Origin of the sequence: Sphingomonas sp., from assembly GCF_031361285.1 — a bacterium.
Classification (GTDB): Bacteria; Pseudomonadota; Alphaproteobacteria; order Sphingomonadales; family Sphingomonadaceae; genus Sphingomicrobium.
Genome location: NZ_JANMCO010000046.1, coordinates 1 through 14777, shown reverse-complemented (window position 1 = coordinate 14777; position 14777 = coordinate 1). Strand labels below are relative to the sequence as shown.

General features: G+C 63.2%; 16 protein-coding genes. 10 read left to right on the top strand and 6 right to left on the bottom strand.

Annotated features, from left to right (window positions below; all coding sequences use genetic code 11):
- The first annotated feature begins 62 nt into the window (after nucleotides 1-62).
- Entirely contained in the window at nucleotides 63-2000 is a 1938-nt protein-coding gene (gene dnaK / locus RMO25_RS04820; protein WP_309661469.1) for a molecular chaperone DnaK, read from the top strand.
- A 58-nt stretch (nucleotides 2001-2058) separates the two neighbouring features.
- Nucleotides 2059-3177 carry a molecular chaperone DnaJ gene (dnaJ, locus tag RMO25_RS04815; protein ID WP_309661468.1) on the top strand — a complete coding sequence of 373 codons (1119 nt, stop codon included), beginning with the start codon at nucleotides 2059-2061 and terminating at the stop codon, nucleotides 3175-3177.
- On the opposite strand, the gene RMO25_RS04810 is transcribed toward dnaJ, so the two are convergent.
- The 4 genes from RMO25_RS04810 to radC form a co-directional block, all read right to left on the bottom strand.
- Nucleotides 3174-3992, bottom strand: a complete 819-nt coding sequence (locus RMO25_RS04810; RefSeq protein ID WP_309661467.1) for a GAF domain-containing protein — start codon at nucleotides 3990-3992, stop codon at nucleotides 3174-3176. The genes dnaJ and RMO25_RS04810 overlap by 4 nt on opposite strands.
- A 127-nt stretch (nucleotides 3993-4119) precedes the next feature.
- Entirely contained in the window at nucleotides 4120-5445 is a 1326-nt protein-coding gene (gene purB / locus RMO25_RS04805) for an adenylosuccinate lyase (RefSeq protein WP_309661466.1), read from the bottom strand.
- A 50-nt stretch (nucleotides 5446-5495) separates the two neighbouring features.
- On the bottom strand, nucleotides 5496-6503 hold the full coding sequence (locus RMO25_RS04800; RefSeq protein ID WP_309661465.1) for a S41 family peptidase: 1008 nt from the start codon (nucleotides 6501-6503) through the stop codon (nucleotides 5496-5498).
- 240 nt (nucleotides 6504-6743) lie between these two features.
- The gene (radC, locus tag RMO25_RS04795; protein WP_309661464.1) at nucleotides 6744-7424 is read right to left on the bottom strand and encodes a DNA repair protein RadC; all 681 of its coding nucleotides are present in this window, start codon (nucleotides 7422-7424) and stop codon (nucleotides 6744-6746) included.
- A 166-nt stretch (nucleotides 7425-7590) separates the two neighbouring features.
- On the opposite strand from radC, the gene RMO25_RS04790 reads away from it, so the two are divergent.
- The 8 genes from RMO25_RS04790 (at nucleotide 7591) to RMO25_RS04755 (ending at nucleotide 13941) form a co-directional block, all read left to right on the top strand.
- Nucleotides 7591-10773 (top strand): YdbH domain-containing protein, encoded by a 3183-nt coding sequence (locus RMO25_RS04790; protein WP_309661463.1) that lies wholly within the window; start codon nucleotides 7591-7593, stop codon nucleotides 10771-10773.
- Nucleotides 10774-10785: 12 nt separating this feature from the next.
- Complete coding sequence (locus RMO25_RS04785) at nucleotides 10786-10995, top strand: YnbE family lipoprotein (protein ID WP_309661532.1); 210 nt, start codon at nucleotides 10786-10788, stop codon at nucleotides 10993-10995.
- Nucleotides 10992-11363 (top strand): YdbL family protein, encoded by a 372-nt coding sequence (locus tag RMO25_RS04780; RefSeq protein ID WP_309661462.1) that lies wholly within the window; start codon nucleotides 10992-10994, stop codon nucleotides 11361-11363. The genes RMO25_RS04785 and RMO25_RS04780 overlap by 4 nt, the downstream gene beginning before the upstream one ends.
- Before the next feature lie 139 nt (nucleotides 11364-11502).
- Nucleotides 11503-11829, top strand: a complete 327-nt coding sequence (locus RMO25_RS04775; RefSeq protein ID WP_309661461.1) for an AtpZ/AtpI family protein — start codon at nucleotides 11503-11505, stop codon at nucleotides 11827-11829.
- Nucleotides 11830-11832: 3 nt separating this feature from the next.
- The gene (locus RMO25_RS04770; protein ID WP_309661460.1) at nucleotides 11833-12612 is read left to right on the top strand and encodes a F0F1 ATP synthase subunit A; all 780 of its coding nucleotides are present in this window, start codon (nucleotides 11833-11835) and stop codon (nucleotides 12610-12612) included.
- A gap of 32 nt (nucleotides 12613-12644) precedes the next feature.
- Entirely contained in the window at nucleotides 12645-12872 is a 228-nt protein-coding gene (locus RMO25_RS04765) for a F0F1 ATP synthase subunit C (protein WP_309661459.1), read from the top strand.
- A 42-nt stretch (nucleotides 12873-12914) separates the two neighbouring features.
- A complete protein-coding gene (locus tag RMO25_RS04760) occupies nucleotides 12915-13403 on the top strand; it encodes an ATPase (protein WP_309661458.1) in 489 nt (162 codons plus the stop codon).
- Nucleotides 13396-13941: a hypothetical protein gene (locus RMO25_RS04755; RefSeq protein WP_309661457.1), complete on the top strand. Its 546-nt coding sequence runs from the start codon at nucleotides 13396-13398 to the stop codon at nucleotides 13939-13941. The genes RMO25_RS04760 and RMO25_RS04755 overlap by 8 nt, the downstream gene beginning before the upstream one ends.
- A gap of 35 nt (nucleotides 13942-13976) precedes the next feature.
- Here the strand turns inward: RMO25_RS04755 and RMO25_RS04750 are convergent, their stop codons facing one another.
- Nucleotides 13977-14405 (bottom strand): CBS domain-containing protein, encoded by a 429-nt coding sequence (locus RMO25_RS04750; protein ID WP_309661456.1) that lies wholly within the window; start codon nucleotides 14403-14405, stop codon nucleotides 13977-13979.
- A gap of 62 nt (nucleotides 14406-14467) precedes the next feature.
- The coding region (locus RMO25_RS04745) for a MaoC/PaaZ C-terminal domain-containing protein (protein WP_309661455.1) at nucleotides 14468-14777 on the bottom strand (310 nt) is incomplete at its 5' end.

Here is a 14777-nt window from a genome sequence, read left to right as displayed (position 1 = left end):
CCAGCGAAATCACAAGTTCGGCTGCTTGGCTGCGGCCGAGGGGCAATGAAGAGGGAAGAGTTATGGCCAAGGTCATCGGAATCGACTTGGGCACCACCAACAGCTGCGTTGCAGTGATGGAGGGTGGCAAGCCCAAGGTCATCGAGAATGCGGAAGGCGCGCGCACGACGCCGTCGGTGGTCGCGTTCACCAAGGACGGCGAGCGACTGATCGGCCAGCCGGCCAAGCGCCAAGCGGTCACCAACCCCGATAATACCGTGTTTGCGGTCAAGCGCCTGATCGGCCGTCGCTTCGACGACCCGATCACCAAGAAAGACACCAAGCTGGTGCCCTACAAGATCGTCAAGGGCCCCAATGGCGACGCCTGGGTCCATGCCGGTGGCCAGGATTATTCGCCATCGCAGATCTCGGCATTCATCCTGCAGAAGATGAAGGAAACCGCCGAGGCTTATCTCGGCGAGACGGTCACCCAGGCGGTGATCACGGTTCCCGCTTATTTCAACGACGCCCAGCGCCAGGCAACCAAGGACGCCGGCCAGATCGCCGGCCTCGAAGTGTTGCGGATCATCAACGAGCCGACCGCGGCCGCGCTCGCCTACGGGCTCGAGAAGCAGGACGGCAAAACCATCGCGGTCTACGATCTAGGTGGCGGCACGTTCGACGTCTCGATCCTCGAGATCGGCGACGGCGTGTTTGAAGTGAAGTCGACCAACGGCGACACCTTCCTCGGTGGTGAGGATTTCGACGCTAAGATCGTCGAGTTTCTCGCCGACAAGTTCAAGGCCAAGGAAGGCATCGACCTGCGCGGCGACCGGCTGGCGTTGCAGCGGCTCAAGGAAGCCGCCGAAAAAGCCAAGATCGAATTGTCATCGGCCGCCTCGACCGAGATCAACCAGCCGTTCATCACCGCGCGCATGGAAGGCGGGCAAACCACGCCGCTCCATTTGGTTGAGACGATTACCCGGGCCGATCTTGAGAAGCTTGTCGCTGACCTCATCAATCGCACGCTCGACCCGTGCAAGAAGGCGCTCAAGGATGCTGGCCTGACCGCCAAGGACATCGCCGAAGCGGTGCTGGTCGGCGGCCAGACCCGCATGCCGCGGGTGCGCGAAGTGGTGAAGGAATTCTTCGGCAAGGAACCGCATATCGGCGTCAATCCCGACGAAGTCGTGGCGATGGGCGCCGCGATCCAGGCCGGCGTGCTGCAGGGCGACGTCAAGGACGTGTTGCTGCTCGACGTGACGCCGCTGTCGCTGGGCATCGAGACGCTGGGCGGCGTGTTCACCCGGATGATCGACCGCAACACGACCATCCCGACCAAGAAAAGCCAGGTGTTTTCGACCGCCGACGACAATCAGAGCGCGGTCACCATCCGCGTTTTCCAGGGCGAACGCGAAATGGCCGCGGACAATAAGGTCCTCGGCCAGTTCGACCTGGTCGGCATTCCGCCGGCGCCGCGCGGCGTGCCGCAGATCGAGGTCACGTTCGACATCGATGCCAACGGCATCGTCAACGTCAGCGCCAAGGATAAGGGCACCGGCAAGGAACAGCAGATCCGCATCCAGGCGTCGGGCGGTTTGGCCGATGCCGACATCGACAAGATGGTCAAGGAAGCCGAGCAGTTTGCCGAGGAAGACAAAAAGCGCCGCGCCGAGGCCGAAGCCAAGAATCAGGCCGAGAGCCTGATCCACTCGACCGAAGGGCAGCTTAAGGAGCATGGCGACAAGGTTTCGGCCGACATCAAGACGGAAATCGAGACCGCGCTCGCCGAGGCCAAGACCGCGGTTGAAAGCGGTGATGCCGAAGCGATGACCGAAAAGACCAACGCGCTGACGCAGGCGGCAATGAAGCTTGGCCAGGCGATGTACGAGCAGCAACAGGCGTCTGATGCCCAGCCCGAGGCGGCTGAAGGTAGCGATGCGGAGCCGTCAGAGGCGGCGGGAGACGAAGAGGTCGTCGACGCCGAATTTTCCGAAGTCGACGACGAGACCAAGGGGTAATGCTGATCGGGACGCCGGCTCCTAAACGGCCGGCGCTTCGACTGCAGGCTGGGGAGCCGTGATGGTCGACGGGGACTATTACGAAATGTTGGGACTGGCGCGCGGCGCGGACGACGCGGCGATCAAAGCCGCGTACCGGCGGCTTGCCAAGGAATGCCACCCGGACCGCCACGGCGGCTGCACCGACCAGGAAGCGCGCTTCAAGGCGATCAGCGAGGCCTATGAGTGCCTCAAGGATCCGCAGAAGCGCGCGGCCTATGACCGCTTTGGTAAAGCCGCATTCCAAAACGGCGGCGATCCGTTTGGCGGCGGCGGCGGCGGTTTCGAGGGCTTTTCCGACATTTTCTCGTCGATTTTCGGCGAATTCATGGACCCGCGCGGGCAGAGCCAGAATGCCGCCCGCGGCGCCGATTTGCGCTACGATCTTGAGCTGACGCTTGAAGACGCGTTTGCCGGCAAGGAAACCGAAATAGCGATTGAGGCGCTGGCCCGGTGCGAAGGCTGCGAAGGCCGGGGGGCGAGCGGCCAAAGCCACGCCCAAACCTGCGCGACCTGCAATGGCGCCGGCAAGGTCCGCGCCCAGCAAGGCTTTTTCGTGGTCGAGCGCGGTTGCCCGACCTGTCGCGGCAGCGGCCAGACGATCGCCGACCCTTGTGCCACTTGTGACGGCGAAGGGCGGGCGCTCAAGCGGCGCAGCATCTCGGTAAAGATCCCTGCCGGCGTCGACGAAGGCACCCGCATCCGCGTTTCCAACGAAGGCGAGGCGGGCGTGCGCAACGCCGCCAATGGCGACCTGTACATCTTCGTCCACATGAAGCGACATGCGCTCTACGGGCGCGACGGCACAACGCTGGTCGCCGAATGCCCGGTGAGCTTTACGACGGCCGCGCTGGGCGGATCGATCAGCCTGCCTGGCGTCGATGGCGCCAAGATCGACATCAAGATCCCCGCCGGCATCCAGTCGGGCGAGCAGCTTCGCCAGCGCGGCGCCGGAATGAGCGTGTTAAACGGCCACGGTCGCGGTGATCTGGTCGCGCGCGTGCTGGTCGAAACGCCGCGCCGGTTGAGCGCCAAGCAGAAGAGGTTGCTCCAAGACTTTAAGGCGACGGAGACCGGCGACGAGAGTCCGGCGTCGAAAAGCTTCTTCCAGCGGATCCGCGAAACCTTCGGCAGCTAGCCGCGCAGACGGTCGATCTCGAGGCGCAGGGCGAGCATTTGCGCGAACAGCTCCGCCGCCGCGTGAAGCTCAAAATTGGGTTGGATCGGCGAGCGGGATTCGCAGCGAATACGGCCGATCGGCTGACCTTCAAAGGTCAAAGGAATGCTCATGGCTGAGCAAATTTCATGAACGCGCAACTGTCGTAGCGAACCGGCCGACGGTGACCACAGCAGCGCGTGGGCGATCGAACGGTCTCCCGGCTTGCGGGGGAAGATTGGCACCGGAGCGTCGGCCGTGTTGGCCACGATTCCCGGGAGGTCGGCGATGTTCGCGGTGTCCGAGGTACTTTCGCGGCTGCTGTGCGCGGTTTGATCTCCGCAAGCGATCGAGCATTGGTCGTATCCGGTGAGCGCGCGAAGACGTCGCGCCGCGCCTTCCATCAGTGCCGGCCCGCTGCGCCCGCCGAGGCTTTCGATCAACCCACCCACCGAACCCATCGCCTTGCCCGGCCCGCGCTCGGGGCTGGGCGCGGCTTCGAGCAGCACGCGGCCTTCGCTGACCTGGAACGTAATATCGAAACGCGGGCGATCGTCGGTCAGCCGGACGCGATAGGCGCGCCCGATTCCGGTTGAGCCGCTTAGCCTTGAGAACAGGTTGCGCAGGTCGTGGAGCGCCTGCGCCTGGACGAAGCGGCTGAGTGGTTCCTCGATCAAAGTGACGTGCGATTCGCCGAGGAAGTCATCGATGTTCTCGGACGCGCGCAAGATGATCCAGTCGAGCGACATCTGGATCAGGAAGCCGGCCGCCTGGAGCTGCAGCTCGTCGGAATCCACAGGTTTCACAGTCTGAGAGCGATTGTCATTTAGGGTATAAGTGTCCTGCGGCGACATCAGTTCCTTGGCCCGCACCATAGCGCAGGATCGGCCCGCGCAACCCAAAAACATCAGTCCGACGGGGCCGTTACGCGCCCGGTCCGAAAACCCGAGTGAAGATTGTGTCGACCGCACTCAAGTGATGGTCGAGGTCAAACAGCATTGCGAGATCTGCGGGGCGGATGTGGGCCGTGATCTCTGAATCCGCTCGGAGAAGGTCGAGCAATGACTGTTTGCCATCGGATTCCCACACCTTCATCGCGTGGCGTTGGACCGAGGCATAAGCATCCTCGCGGCTGAGGCCGGCCTGAGTCAGCGCCAACATTACGCGTTGCGAATGAACCAGGCCGCCCATGCGATCGAGGTTCTTGCGCATCCGCTCGGGATAAATGAGCAATTTGTCGATCAGGCCGGTGAGCCGCGCCAGCGCGAAATCGAGCGTGATCGTCACGTCCGGGCCGATAAACCGCTCGACCGATGAGTGCGAGATATCGCGCTCGTGCCACAGAGCGACATTCTCGAGCGCCGGGGTGACGGCGCTGCGCACTATGCGGGCGAGGCCGGTCAAATTCTCGCTCAACACCGGGTTGCGCTTGTGCGGCATTGCCGAGCTGCCCTTTTGCCCGGGCGAGAAATACTCCTCGACCTCGAGCACTTCGGTGCGCTGCAGGTGGCGGATCTCGGTCGCCAGCCGCTCGATCGACGAGGCGATCACGCCCAAAGTGGCGAAGAACATCGCGTGGCGATCGCGGGGGATGATCTGGGTCGAGATCGGCTCGGGCGTGAGGCCGAGTTCGGCGGCGACGTGGGCCTCGATCTCGGGCGAGACGTTGGCGAACGTGCCCACCGCGCCGGAGATGGCGCAGGTGGCGATATCGTCGCGGGCGGCGGCCAGACGGACGCGGGCGCGGTCGAACTCGGCATAAGCCTGGGCAAGCTTCAACCCGAAGCTGGTCGGTTCGGCGTGGATGCCGTGGCTGCGGCCGATGGTCGGGGTGTTTTTGTGTTCAAGGGCGCGGCGTTTGAGCACCGCCAGCAACGCGTCGAGGTCGGCCAGCAGCAGGTCGGCGGACTGCTTCAGCTGCACCGCCAGCGCGGTGTCGAGTACGTCGGAACTGGTCATCCCCTGGTGGAGGTAGCGCGCTTCGGGGCCCATCTTGCTGCCCGCCCAAGTGAGGAAGGCGATCACGTCGTGCTTGGTGACGGCTTCGATGGCGTCGATCGCCGCGATGTCGATCTCGCCGAGCACGTCGGCGTCGTAGGCGGCGCGAATCTTGGCGGCATCCTTGGCCGGGATCGCGCCGGTGCGGCCCATCGCCTCGGCGGCGAACACTTCGATGGCAAACCAGATGCGATAGCGATTGTCAGCCGACCAGATCGCGGTCATTTCGGGGCGGGAGTAGCGGGGTACCATGGCGAGGGCGGCTAGCAGAGGCGCCGCCCAGCATCAAATCTGACTTGTGATCAGCCCTCGATATATGGTCCCGATTTCAGGGCGCCTTTGAGCTGGCTAATGGCATCGCTGTCCTTGGCCTGCGCCAAGGCCTTCTGCACCGCGGTGCAGTGCGCGATCCGCAGAATATCCTGAGGTGAGGTCGGGACATCGGGGATAACGCCGGTGCCTTCCCAATTCCTGCCGGTTACGGCATCGACCGCTTGCCCTTGCGGGCAGAATGCGACGAAGCCCTGTCCAATGTCGAAGAAATCCCCGGGATTGGCTCCGCCGCGGGTCGTTTGGCCGACGATCGTCGCGCGTTTTGTCGATTGCAGACTGTACGCCACGGCTTCGGCCGCTGAGAACGTCTCGCTGGAAATGGCCGCAATCAGCGGACGCGATTCGCCATAGGACGGCCCAATAATATTTCGCGTCGTTTCGATCCGTTCCTCGGGCTGGCGCCGCCAGACCATGCGGTTGAGCAAAAACGGCGGTCGGTCGAAGAAATAGCTGAGCAAATACGCCGGCGTGTCCGACGTCCCGCCGCCATTGTGCCGAAGGTCCAAGATCATCGCCCAGCTGTCGGACAGCAGGTCGATCGCATGGCCAATCCGTTCCTTGACCAAATCATAAAGCGGGACAAAATTATCGATCCGCAAAAGACCAATATTGCCCTCCAAAAGCTCGGCTTTGATCACGCCATATCCCTGTGGCCCGAACACCGCTTTGGCCCGGAGCGATGGGGTCTTTGGTGATGGCGGATTGGCGGGCGCGGGCGCTGCCTTTGCGGATGTTCGCATCGCGGCGTCTTTTGGGTCGTAGGTGACTTTCAGATGTTCGTCATGGCCCGGCTTGCGCAAATCGGCCGTCAACGCCGCGGCGAACGCTTGCGGATCGGTCATCGAGTAGCGATTCGAACGCATTTCGCGGCGAATCCCGGTCGCAATAGCACGCGCCAGCAGCGGGTCTGGATATTCTCGTTCGACCAGGTCGGCCAGCGTTTCCGCGACGCCATCGCGTTTGCCGGCTCGGGCCATCGCCGGTGAGGACGCCAATATGGCTGTCGCTCCTGCAAGAGCGAGCAAGTCGCGACGATTTACGAGACTTTCGAAATCATTTGCACGTCCATTCATCGCCGCCCCACTCCATCGCCCGCATGGCGCACAATAGGTTTTGGGCCGGCCCCAATGCAAAGGCCATCTGGCCCTAATTGGGGCGAGAAATGCGCATATTATTAGGCGATTTCCAGCGAAGACGAAGAAACATGCGACTGAGATTCAAATCAGACCAAGCGCTTTTAAGCTGGTGCGGCCTTGGGCGCCGACGATGATGTGGTCGTGGATGGTGATCTTCATGTGCTTGCCGGCTTCGACCAGATTGCGGGTCAGGCGGATGTCCTGGGTGCTGGGCGTCGAATCGCCACTGGGGTGGTTGTGGACAATCACTAAAGCGGTGGCGCCGAGCGCAATCGCGCGGCTGATGACTTCTCGCACGTGCACCGACGCTTCGTCGACCGAGCCCTGCCACATCGCTTCGTTGGCGATCAGGAGGTTTTTGGCGTTGAGGAACAGCACCCGCACTTCTTCCACCGTCGCATGGGCCATGGCCGCTTGAAGATAGTCGCCGAGTGCTTCCCAGTTCGACAATATCGACCGCCCTTCAACCCGCGTTTCCAGCAGCCGCAACGCGGTGGCTTCGGCAATCTTGAGCGCGGCGACGGTGTTTTCGGTGAGACCGGCGCGGGTCAGCGTCTCGGCATCGGCCGACAACAACGGGCCAATCCCGCCGAACTCGGCAATCAGCTTTTTCGCCTGCGCCTTGGTGTCGCGCCGGGGGATGGCCAGCGCGAGCAGATATTCCACCAGCTCATGATCGAGCAGCGCCTTGGAGCCGCCATCGAACAGCCGCTTGCGCAGGCGGGCGCGGTGGCCGGCGGCATCGATCGGTGGTTCCCCCATGATTGGTCAAGGCTAGGAACATGGGTCGCACCATGCAACTGCGGGCATTTAGCGGGGTCGTGCCGGTCACGGAACGGGCCAGCACCGCAAGGGTTTGTTAGAGCCAATGGTAGAGCGGCCGACGACAGAACAAGGACGGACCCCCGACGAGGGCCCTGGAGTCGCGATGCGTCGCTATCGGGGCCGTCGGATCGCGATGACCGCGGGTATTGGCCTGTTGATCGCGCTGCTGGTCGTACTGGCCGGATTGTGGATCGCGCGCCGACCGATCGCCAACGGATTTCTCCAAAACGAGTTCGCGAAACGAGGGGTTGAAGCGACCTACCATCTCGACCGCGTGGGGTTACGCACTCAGCAAGTCAGCAACCTGGTCATCGGCAATCCCCGGCGGCCCGACCTCACCGCGCGGTTCGCGCAAATCCAGACCCGCATTAAATGGAATGGCAGCGTCGAAATCTATCGCGTCGTGGCGCGAGGAGTCCGGCTGCGCGGCCGCCTGGTGCACGGGCGGGTCAGCTGGGGCCAGATCGACAAATTGCTGCCACCGCCGAGCGGCAAGCCGTTCACATTGCCCAATTTCGCCCTCGATGTGAGCGATGCCAGCATCGCGTTGGCGACGCCGTTCGGTCCGCTTGGCGTGGCGATTCAGGGGGCCGGGAACCTGACCGGCGGCTTCAAGGGACGCATGGCGGCGATGGCGCCGCGCCTGATCCCCGGCCGCTGCGAAATCCTTAATTTGCGGGCCAACACGGCGGTGTCGGTGGAAGCCCGCCGGCCGCATGTCGACGGCCCACTGACCTTGGGGCAATTGAATTGCCCGAAGAGCCGGCTGGTGATGATTGAGCCGCGGTTCGACATCAACAGCCGCTTCAACGAATCGTTCACCAGCTATGACGGCAGTGGGCGAATGGCGATCCGGACGCTGACCGCCGGCGACAACGGCCTAGCCGCGTTCGTTGGCGACCTGACCTTTCGCGGTAATCCCAAGGCCACTTATGGCTCGGTCAAACTGTCCGCTCAGCGATCACGGCTGGCCAGCATCTTTGCCGATCGGACTCATCTCGCCGGACAATATCTGTTGGGCGTGACGGGCGGGACCCTGGTCTTCGTCGGGGGATATGAAGCGAATAGCGCGACCCTGGCGCCGGCGATGCTGGCCAGCATTACCGGCCCGCTGGCCGCCGCCGCCATAACGCCGATCGGCCCGGTGGCGACCTCGATCGGCGATGCGATTCGCCGCACGGCGAAGAATTTCGATGCCTCGGGCGGCATCCGGCTGGTCAATTTCTCCGGCGGCGGCGCGGCGCGGATCGAAAGCGCCGATGTGTCGGGACCGATGGGCGCGCGCGTCAGCTTGTCCGGCGGCGACGGCGCGACTTATTATTGGCCAACCGGGCGCATCCGCATCGACAGCGGCATTGCGACGACCGGGGGTGGCCTGCCGACCGGGCGGATAGCGCTGCATCAGCCGCGCAATGGTGGACCGATCAGCGGCCTGGCCGAATTCGTGCCTTATTCGGCGAACGGCTCGCGGCTGGCGCTGACACCGATCCGCTTTACCGGCGCGCGTGACGGTTCGACCCAGTTGAGCACCCTCGCTTTGCTCGACGGACCATTTTCCAGCGGCCGCGTACAAGCGCTCAGGATCCCGATCAGCGGGCGGTTGGGCAATGGCGGCAACTTCGCGTTCGGGACTGGCTGCGCGGTGGTCAGTTTCGCCTATCTGAAGACCGGCGCCCTTCAGTTTGGGCCAACCAGTCTGCCGGTTTGCCCGCTTGGGCCGGCGATAGTTTCCAAGCCGGCCGGCGGATCGGCGCGATTCGCCGCCCTGTTCAACCATCCGGTGCTCGATGGCCGGCTGGGCGCATCGCCATTGCATCTTACCGCCGTCAACGGCCGGATCGAAAACGCGCGCTTCGCTTTCAACGCGCTGGCGCTGCGGCTTGGCCGCCCGACGGCACCGATCATCTTCGACGCGCAGAAGCTCCAGGGCAGCCTCGCCGGCAGCGGGCTAGGCGGCACGTTCTCCGGCGGGCGCTCAACCATCGGCAATGTGCCGCTGGCGCTGAGCGAGATCGGCGGTCGCTGGGGCGCGTATAAGGGCGATATTACTGTCGATGGCGCGACGACCGTGTCCGACCGGGCGCCGATGCCGCGTTTCTATCCGCTGCACAGCGACAATGTGCACTTTTCGATCGCCAACGGCATGGTGCGTGCCAACGGCACGCTCAACCATCCGGCGAGCGGCACCAAGGTCACCGACGTCACGATCGAGCATGTGCTGGCAACTGGGGTCGGCCATGCCGATCTCGATGTGCCGGGCGTCACTTTCGGGCAGAATTTGCAGCCGGAAGAACTGACGCGATTGTCCGAAGGGGTGATCGCGTTGGTTCAAGGGACGCTGACGGGCCGCGGCCGGATCGACTGGACCGGATCGCAGGTCACCTCGACCGGAGATTTTGCCACTGCGGGCATGGACCTCGCGGCGCCGTTCGGGCCGGTGACCGGGATTCGCGGGACGATGCATTTCAGCGATTTGCTGGGCCTGACGACACCCCAGGGCCAGACCATGACGGTCGCGTCGATCAACCCCGGCATCCTGGTCGAAAATGGCGTCATCCATTACCAGTTGCTGCCCAATCAGCTGGTCCAGATCGAGCGCGGCGAATGGCCATTCATGGGCGGCCGTCTGATCCTGCGCGAAACGGTGCTCAATTTCGGCAAGCCCAGCGCCAAACGACTGACGTTCGAAGTCGTTGGCCTCGACGCCAAGGTGTTCGTCGAGAGTTTGGGCTTCAAGGAAATCGCCGCGACCGGCGTGTTCGACGGCGTGTTGCCGATGATTTTCGACGAGAATGGCGGCCGGATCGTCGGCGGGCGGCTTGATTCCCGCGCTCCCGGCGGGGTCCTGGCCTACAATGGCGTGATCAACCGGGCGAACCTCGGCATGATGGGCAACATCGCCTTCGACGCCTTGAGAAACTTGCGCTTCAAATCGATGATCGTGCGACTGGACGGCGATCTCGCCGGCGAATTCGCCACCCGGCTGACGATCGACGGCGTTGGGCTGGGCGAAAGCAAAACCGCCAAGTTTATCCGCGCGCTCTATCGGCTACCGTTGAAGTTCAATGTCACCATCCGCGGGCCGTTCCGCGCCCTGATCGCGACCGCCAAGGCATTCCGCGATCCGCGGCAAGTGATCGCGGACGTGCTGCCGCACCCGCTCGACGAGGTGCCAGGCATCGTCACCGAAGTGCGCCGGCTCGATGAACAGCAGACCCAGACGCAGACCCCGGTCCAGGAGAAAGTCGACGTGTCCACCACCCCACCCCCGCCAAGCGAAAGATGAGCCATGATGAAAATGCCCATTAGTCGTGCCACCGGACTCGGCGCAGCTGCTCTGAGCACCGCACTGACCGGCTGCATTTCGGTCAAGACGCCGGAAAAGCCGATCGAAATCAACTTGAACGTCAATATCAAGCAGGAAGTGCTGGTGCGGCTGCAGCGCGACGTCGAGCAGCTGATCAACCAGAATCCGCAAGCCTTCCCGCCAACGCCAAAACCGCAATGAAGCCGGTTTACCTGGTCGTGCTGGCGGCGGTCATGGCACCAGCGGCTCCGGCCGGCGCCCAAGTGCCGGCGATCGATGCCGCCCGGCAGTCGGCCCAGATCGGCGAGCGCTACGACGGCTATCTGGGGCTAAGCGTCCCCGCTTCGCCCGGACTGCGTAGCCAGGTCGCGGCGATCAACATCCGGCGGCGTTCGCTTTATAGCAACTTGGCTGCGAGCAAGGGCGTTTCGCCCGAGGAGGTCGGCCTCACCGCCGGTTGCCACTTGCTCGGTCGGTTACAGGTTGGGCAGGCGTATATGCTGGCCGATGGACAATGGCGGCGGCGGCTTCCCAACCAATCCCCTCCGGTCCCCGATTATTGCCGCTGACGGAGCGCGGCCGCGGTTGACTAAATGCGGCCTGGTTCATAAAGGAACCGCGCCTTGGCGGGCTCCAAAGCCGCCATGTTCCTCGTTCTTTGCGGCTGCGCTTTTTCAAGCGTCGCCGCGCACATTCGGAGTTGGGCGCATGGCGGGAGACGAGACCGAAAAGGATCCAGCGTCCCCCCAGGACGTGCGCCTGACATCGCTCGACGAGCGATTGAAGCGAGCGGAGAGGGTGGAAAGCGAGCGCAGGCCGTCCGCGGATTCAAAAGCTGCGATTCGGTCGGCTGGCGGTCAGCTGGCGCAGAATCTCGTTGGAATGCCACTGGGCGGCTTCGTGGTCGGATTTCTGTTCGACCAACTGTTCGGTACGGTGCCGTGGATCGCCTTGGCGCTGATGTTCATCGGCTTCACCGGCGGAGTCTTGCAACTGATGAAGTCGACCAAACAAGGCGGGGGCGCAGGGAAGTAAGACGTGGCGACTGAGACCAAAATCGACCCGATGCACCAGTTCCAGATCGACCCAATTTTTGGGCAGCTGGGGCCGAACAATCCGTTCGTGTTCACCAACGCGACGTTGTGGACCTTGGCTGTGCTCGCGCTGATCACCGGCTTCATGTTGGTCGGCATGCGCCGCGAACTGGTGCCAGGCCGCTGGCAGATGGCGGCCGAAGGGTTGGTCGGCTTCCTGAACAACATGGTTGTGACCAGCATCGGGCCGCAGGGCCGAGCCTATCTGCCGTGGATTTTCACGACTTTCATCTTCATTCTGTTCGCCAATTTCCTCGGTGCCATGCCGTTCGCGGTCTATCCGGGTCTGCATCCGTTTACCGTCACCAGCCAATTCACGATCACCGGCGCGATGTCAGTCCTCAGCTTCCTGATCGTGCTCGGCGTCGGCTTCTGGAAGCATGGACTGCGCTTTTTCTCCCTGTTCGTGCCGAAGGGGACGCCGTTCGTCCTCAAACTGCTGATCACGCCGGTCGAGTTCATCAGCTTCGCGGTGCGGCCATTCAGCCTCGGGCTGCGGCCGTTCATCGCCATGTTCGCCGGGCACATCCTGCTCGACGTTTTTGGAAATTTCGTCGTCCAGGGGATCAACAGCCAGAGCGCCGCTGGCTATGCGGTGTCGGCTCTGTCGTTCCTGTTCGTCGCTTTCATCAACGCGCTGGAGTTGTTGGTCGGCGCCATCCAGGCTTACGTTTTCGCACTGCTGACGTCGCTCTACATCAACGACGCGGTCAATCTTCACTAGCCATTTTCGTCTTTTTTTTAAGGAGTAATGCAATGGATCTCGCTTCAGCCCAAGTCATTGGCGCCGGACTCGCCGCAATCGGTGTCGGCGCTGCAGCTGCCGGCGTCGGCATCGTCTTCGGATCGTTCCTCCAAGGCGCGCTGCGCAATCCAGCGGCTGCCGACGGTCAGCAGGGACGGCTGTTCATCGGCTTTGCCGCTGCCGAGCTGCTCGGCCTGATGGCCTTCGCGGTGGCGATGATCATCCTCTACGCGCGTTAATCGAATCGGCGGGGTACGTCCCTGCCACGCACGAGGAACCAGATGCCCCAGCTCAACCAGCTATCGGATGTCATACTGTCGCAGCTGTTCTGGCTCGCGATCACGCTTGGCTTCATTTATTTCGTCATCGGCCGCGGCATGGTGCCGCGAATCCAGTCGACCGTCGACAAGCGCGATCAGCAGATTGCCGACGATTTGGCCGCAGCCGAGCTCGCCAAGTTCAAGGCGGACGAAACTGAAGTGGCCTATCGTCAACGAATGGACGCCAGCCGGGCAGAGGCGATGAAGATCACCGCCGCCGCCAAGCAGGAGGCCACCCGCAGGATTGAGCAGCTGGTCGCCAAGGCAAATACCGCCAACCAAGCCAAGCTCGAAAAAGCCGAGGCCCGAATTCGTTCGGCGAGCGCGGCCGCTCGTGTCGAAATCGCGGGGGCCGCGGCGGAAATGACCCAGGAAGTCGTCGCCAAGGTCGCGGGCATCAAGATCGGCAAGGAAGAGGCGCTCAAGGCGGTGGAGGCTGTGCATGGCTGAGTCCGCTCACACAACCGCAGGTACCGAGGTGCCAGCCGAGCACCACGAGGCCACCGCGCTTGGTTTTAACGCCGGGGGCTGGGTAGCGATCGCGATGCTGGTCGTCTTCGCGGTGATGATCTGGAAGAAAGTGCCGGCGGCGATCGCCAACGCTCTCGACAGCAAGATCGATGCAATTCGCTCCCAGCTCGACGAGGCGAAGACGCTGCGCGAAGAAGCCGAGGCGCTCCGCAAGGAATATGAGAAGAAAGCCAAGTCGGTCGAAAAAGAAGCCGCGGAGATGATTGAGCGCGCCAAGGTTGAGGCCGAGTCGATTGTCGCCCGGGCCGATGCCGACGCCAAGGTGCTAATCGAGCGCCGCACGCGCATGGCCGAGGACAAGATCGCCGCCGAGGAGCGTGCGGCGATTGAAGGGATACGGGCGGCCGCTGCGGCAGCTACCTCCAGGGCCGCGGAAAAATTGATCGTCCAACGGCACGACTCCGTCGCCGACGCCAGGGTCGTCGACCAAGCAATCGCCGAGCTGCCGAGCGGGTAATTCTCATGGGCTCCTGCCTTCGCAGGAGCACACCCTTACTGCTGGTGCTGGCCGCCAGGCGCGCTGACGCCTTCGAGCGCCTGATTAGCCTGCTCGCCTTCACTACCCCGACTGAGATCGCCGAGGCTGACGATGCCGCAAAGCCGTTGCTGCTCATCGACCACGGGCAGGCGGCGGACCTGGGCTTCGCTCATCTTGCTCACCACCGCAGCAATATCGTCCTCGAGATTCACGCTGACGACGCCGCTGGTCATCAAATCGCGGACCGGAGTGTCGGGTCCGTGGCCTTTGGCGATGCCGCGCACGGCGATGTCGCGATCAGTAATCATGCCGATCAGCCGCTCGTCTTCGGTCACCGGGATCGACCCCGCGTCGGCGCTGAGCATGAAGGCGGCGGCCTCTCGTGCAGTCTGGTCGGGTCTGATCGTCTGTACGTCCGTCGTCATCACATCACTGATTTTCATTGTCGCACTCCATTTGGAACCGGTTCGACCCTCGAACGAACGGTGGGAGCGACGCGTTCCGCCTAGGGGACGTTCTCGGTCAGCAGATCGTAGGTGGCGACGAGTTCATCCTTCTGGTTGAAAATCTCCACCGCCCAGCGGACGACGCCGGTTTCCTCGCTTTTCAATGATTTGGAGCGGACGGTGAGCTCAACCCGCATCGAATCGTCGGGGTAGAGCGGGGTCAGGAAGCGCAGATTCTCAAGGCCGGTGTTGGCCAGCACCGGGCCGGGGTCGGGATCGACGAACAGGCCGGCGGCGAAGCTCAGGATCAGATAGCCGTGGGCGACCCGCCCTTCGAAGATCGGCGAGGCCTTGGCCGCTTCCTCATCC

What these genes read in the sequence shown, in the direction of transcription:
- dnaK (WP_309661469.1), top strand. Translation starts at nt 63, where the DNA reads ATGGCCAAGGTCATCGGAATCGACTTGGGCACCACCAACAGCTGCGTT.
- purB (WP_309661466.1), bottom strand. Translation starts at nt 5,445, where the DNA reads ATGGTACCCCGCTACTCCCGCCCCGAAATGACCGCGATCTGGTCGGCT.
- RMO25_RS04800 (WP_309661465.1), bottom strand. Translation starts at nt 6,503, where the DNA reads ATGGCCCGAGCCGGCAAACGCGATGGCGTCGCGGAAACGCTGGCCGAC.
- radC (WP_309661464.1), bottom strand. Translation starts at nt 7,424, where the DNA reads ATGGGGGAACCACCGATCGATGCCGCCGGCCACCGCGCCCGCCTGCGC.
- RMO25_RS04790 (WP_309661463.1), top strand. Translation starts at nt 7,591, where the DNA reads ATGCGTCGCTATCGGGGCCGTCGGATCGCGATGACCGCGGGTATTGGC.
- RMO25_RS04785 (WP_309661532.1), top strand. Translation starts at nt 10,786, where the DNA reads ATGCCCATTAGTCGTGCCACCGGACTCGGCGCAGCTGCTCTGAGCACC.
- RMO25_RS04780 (WP_309661462.1), top strand. Translation starts at nt 10,992, where the DNA reads ATGAAGCCGGTTTACCTGGTCGTGCTGGCGGCGGTCATGGCACCAGCG.
- RMO25_RS04775 (WP_309661461.1), top strand. Translation starts at nt 11,503, where the DNA reads ATGGCGGGAGACGAGACCGAAAAGGATCCAGCGTCCCCCCAGGACGTG.
- RMO25_RS04765 (WP_309661459.1), top strand. Translation starts at nt 12,645, where the DNA reads ATGGATCTCGCTTCAGCCCAAGTCATTGGCGCCGGACTCGCCGCAATC.
- RMO25_RS04760 (WP_309661458.1), top strand. Translation starts at nt 12,915, where the DNA reads ATGCCCCAGCTCAACCAGCTATCGGATGTCATACTGTCGCAGCTGTTC.
- RMO25_RS04755 (WP_309661457.1), top strand. Translation starts at nt 13,396, where the DNA reads ATGGCTGAGTCCGCTCACACAACCGCAGGTACCGAGGTGCCAGCCGAG.
- RMO25_RS04750 (WP_309661456.1), bottom strand. Translation starts at nt 14,405, where the DNA reads ATGAAAATCAGTGATGTGATGACGACGGACGTACAGACGATCAGACCC.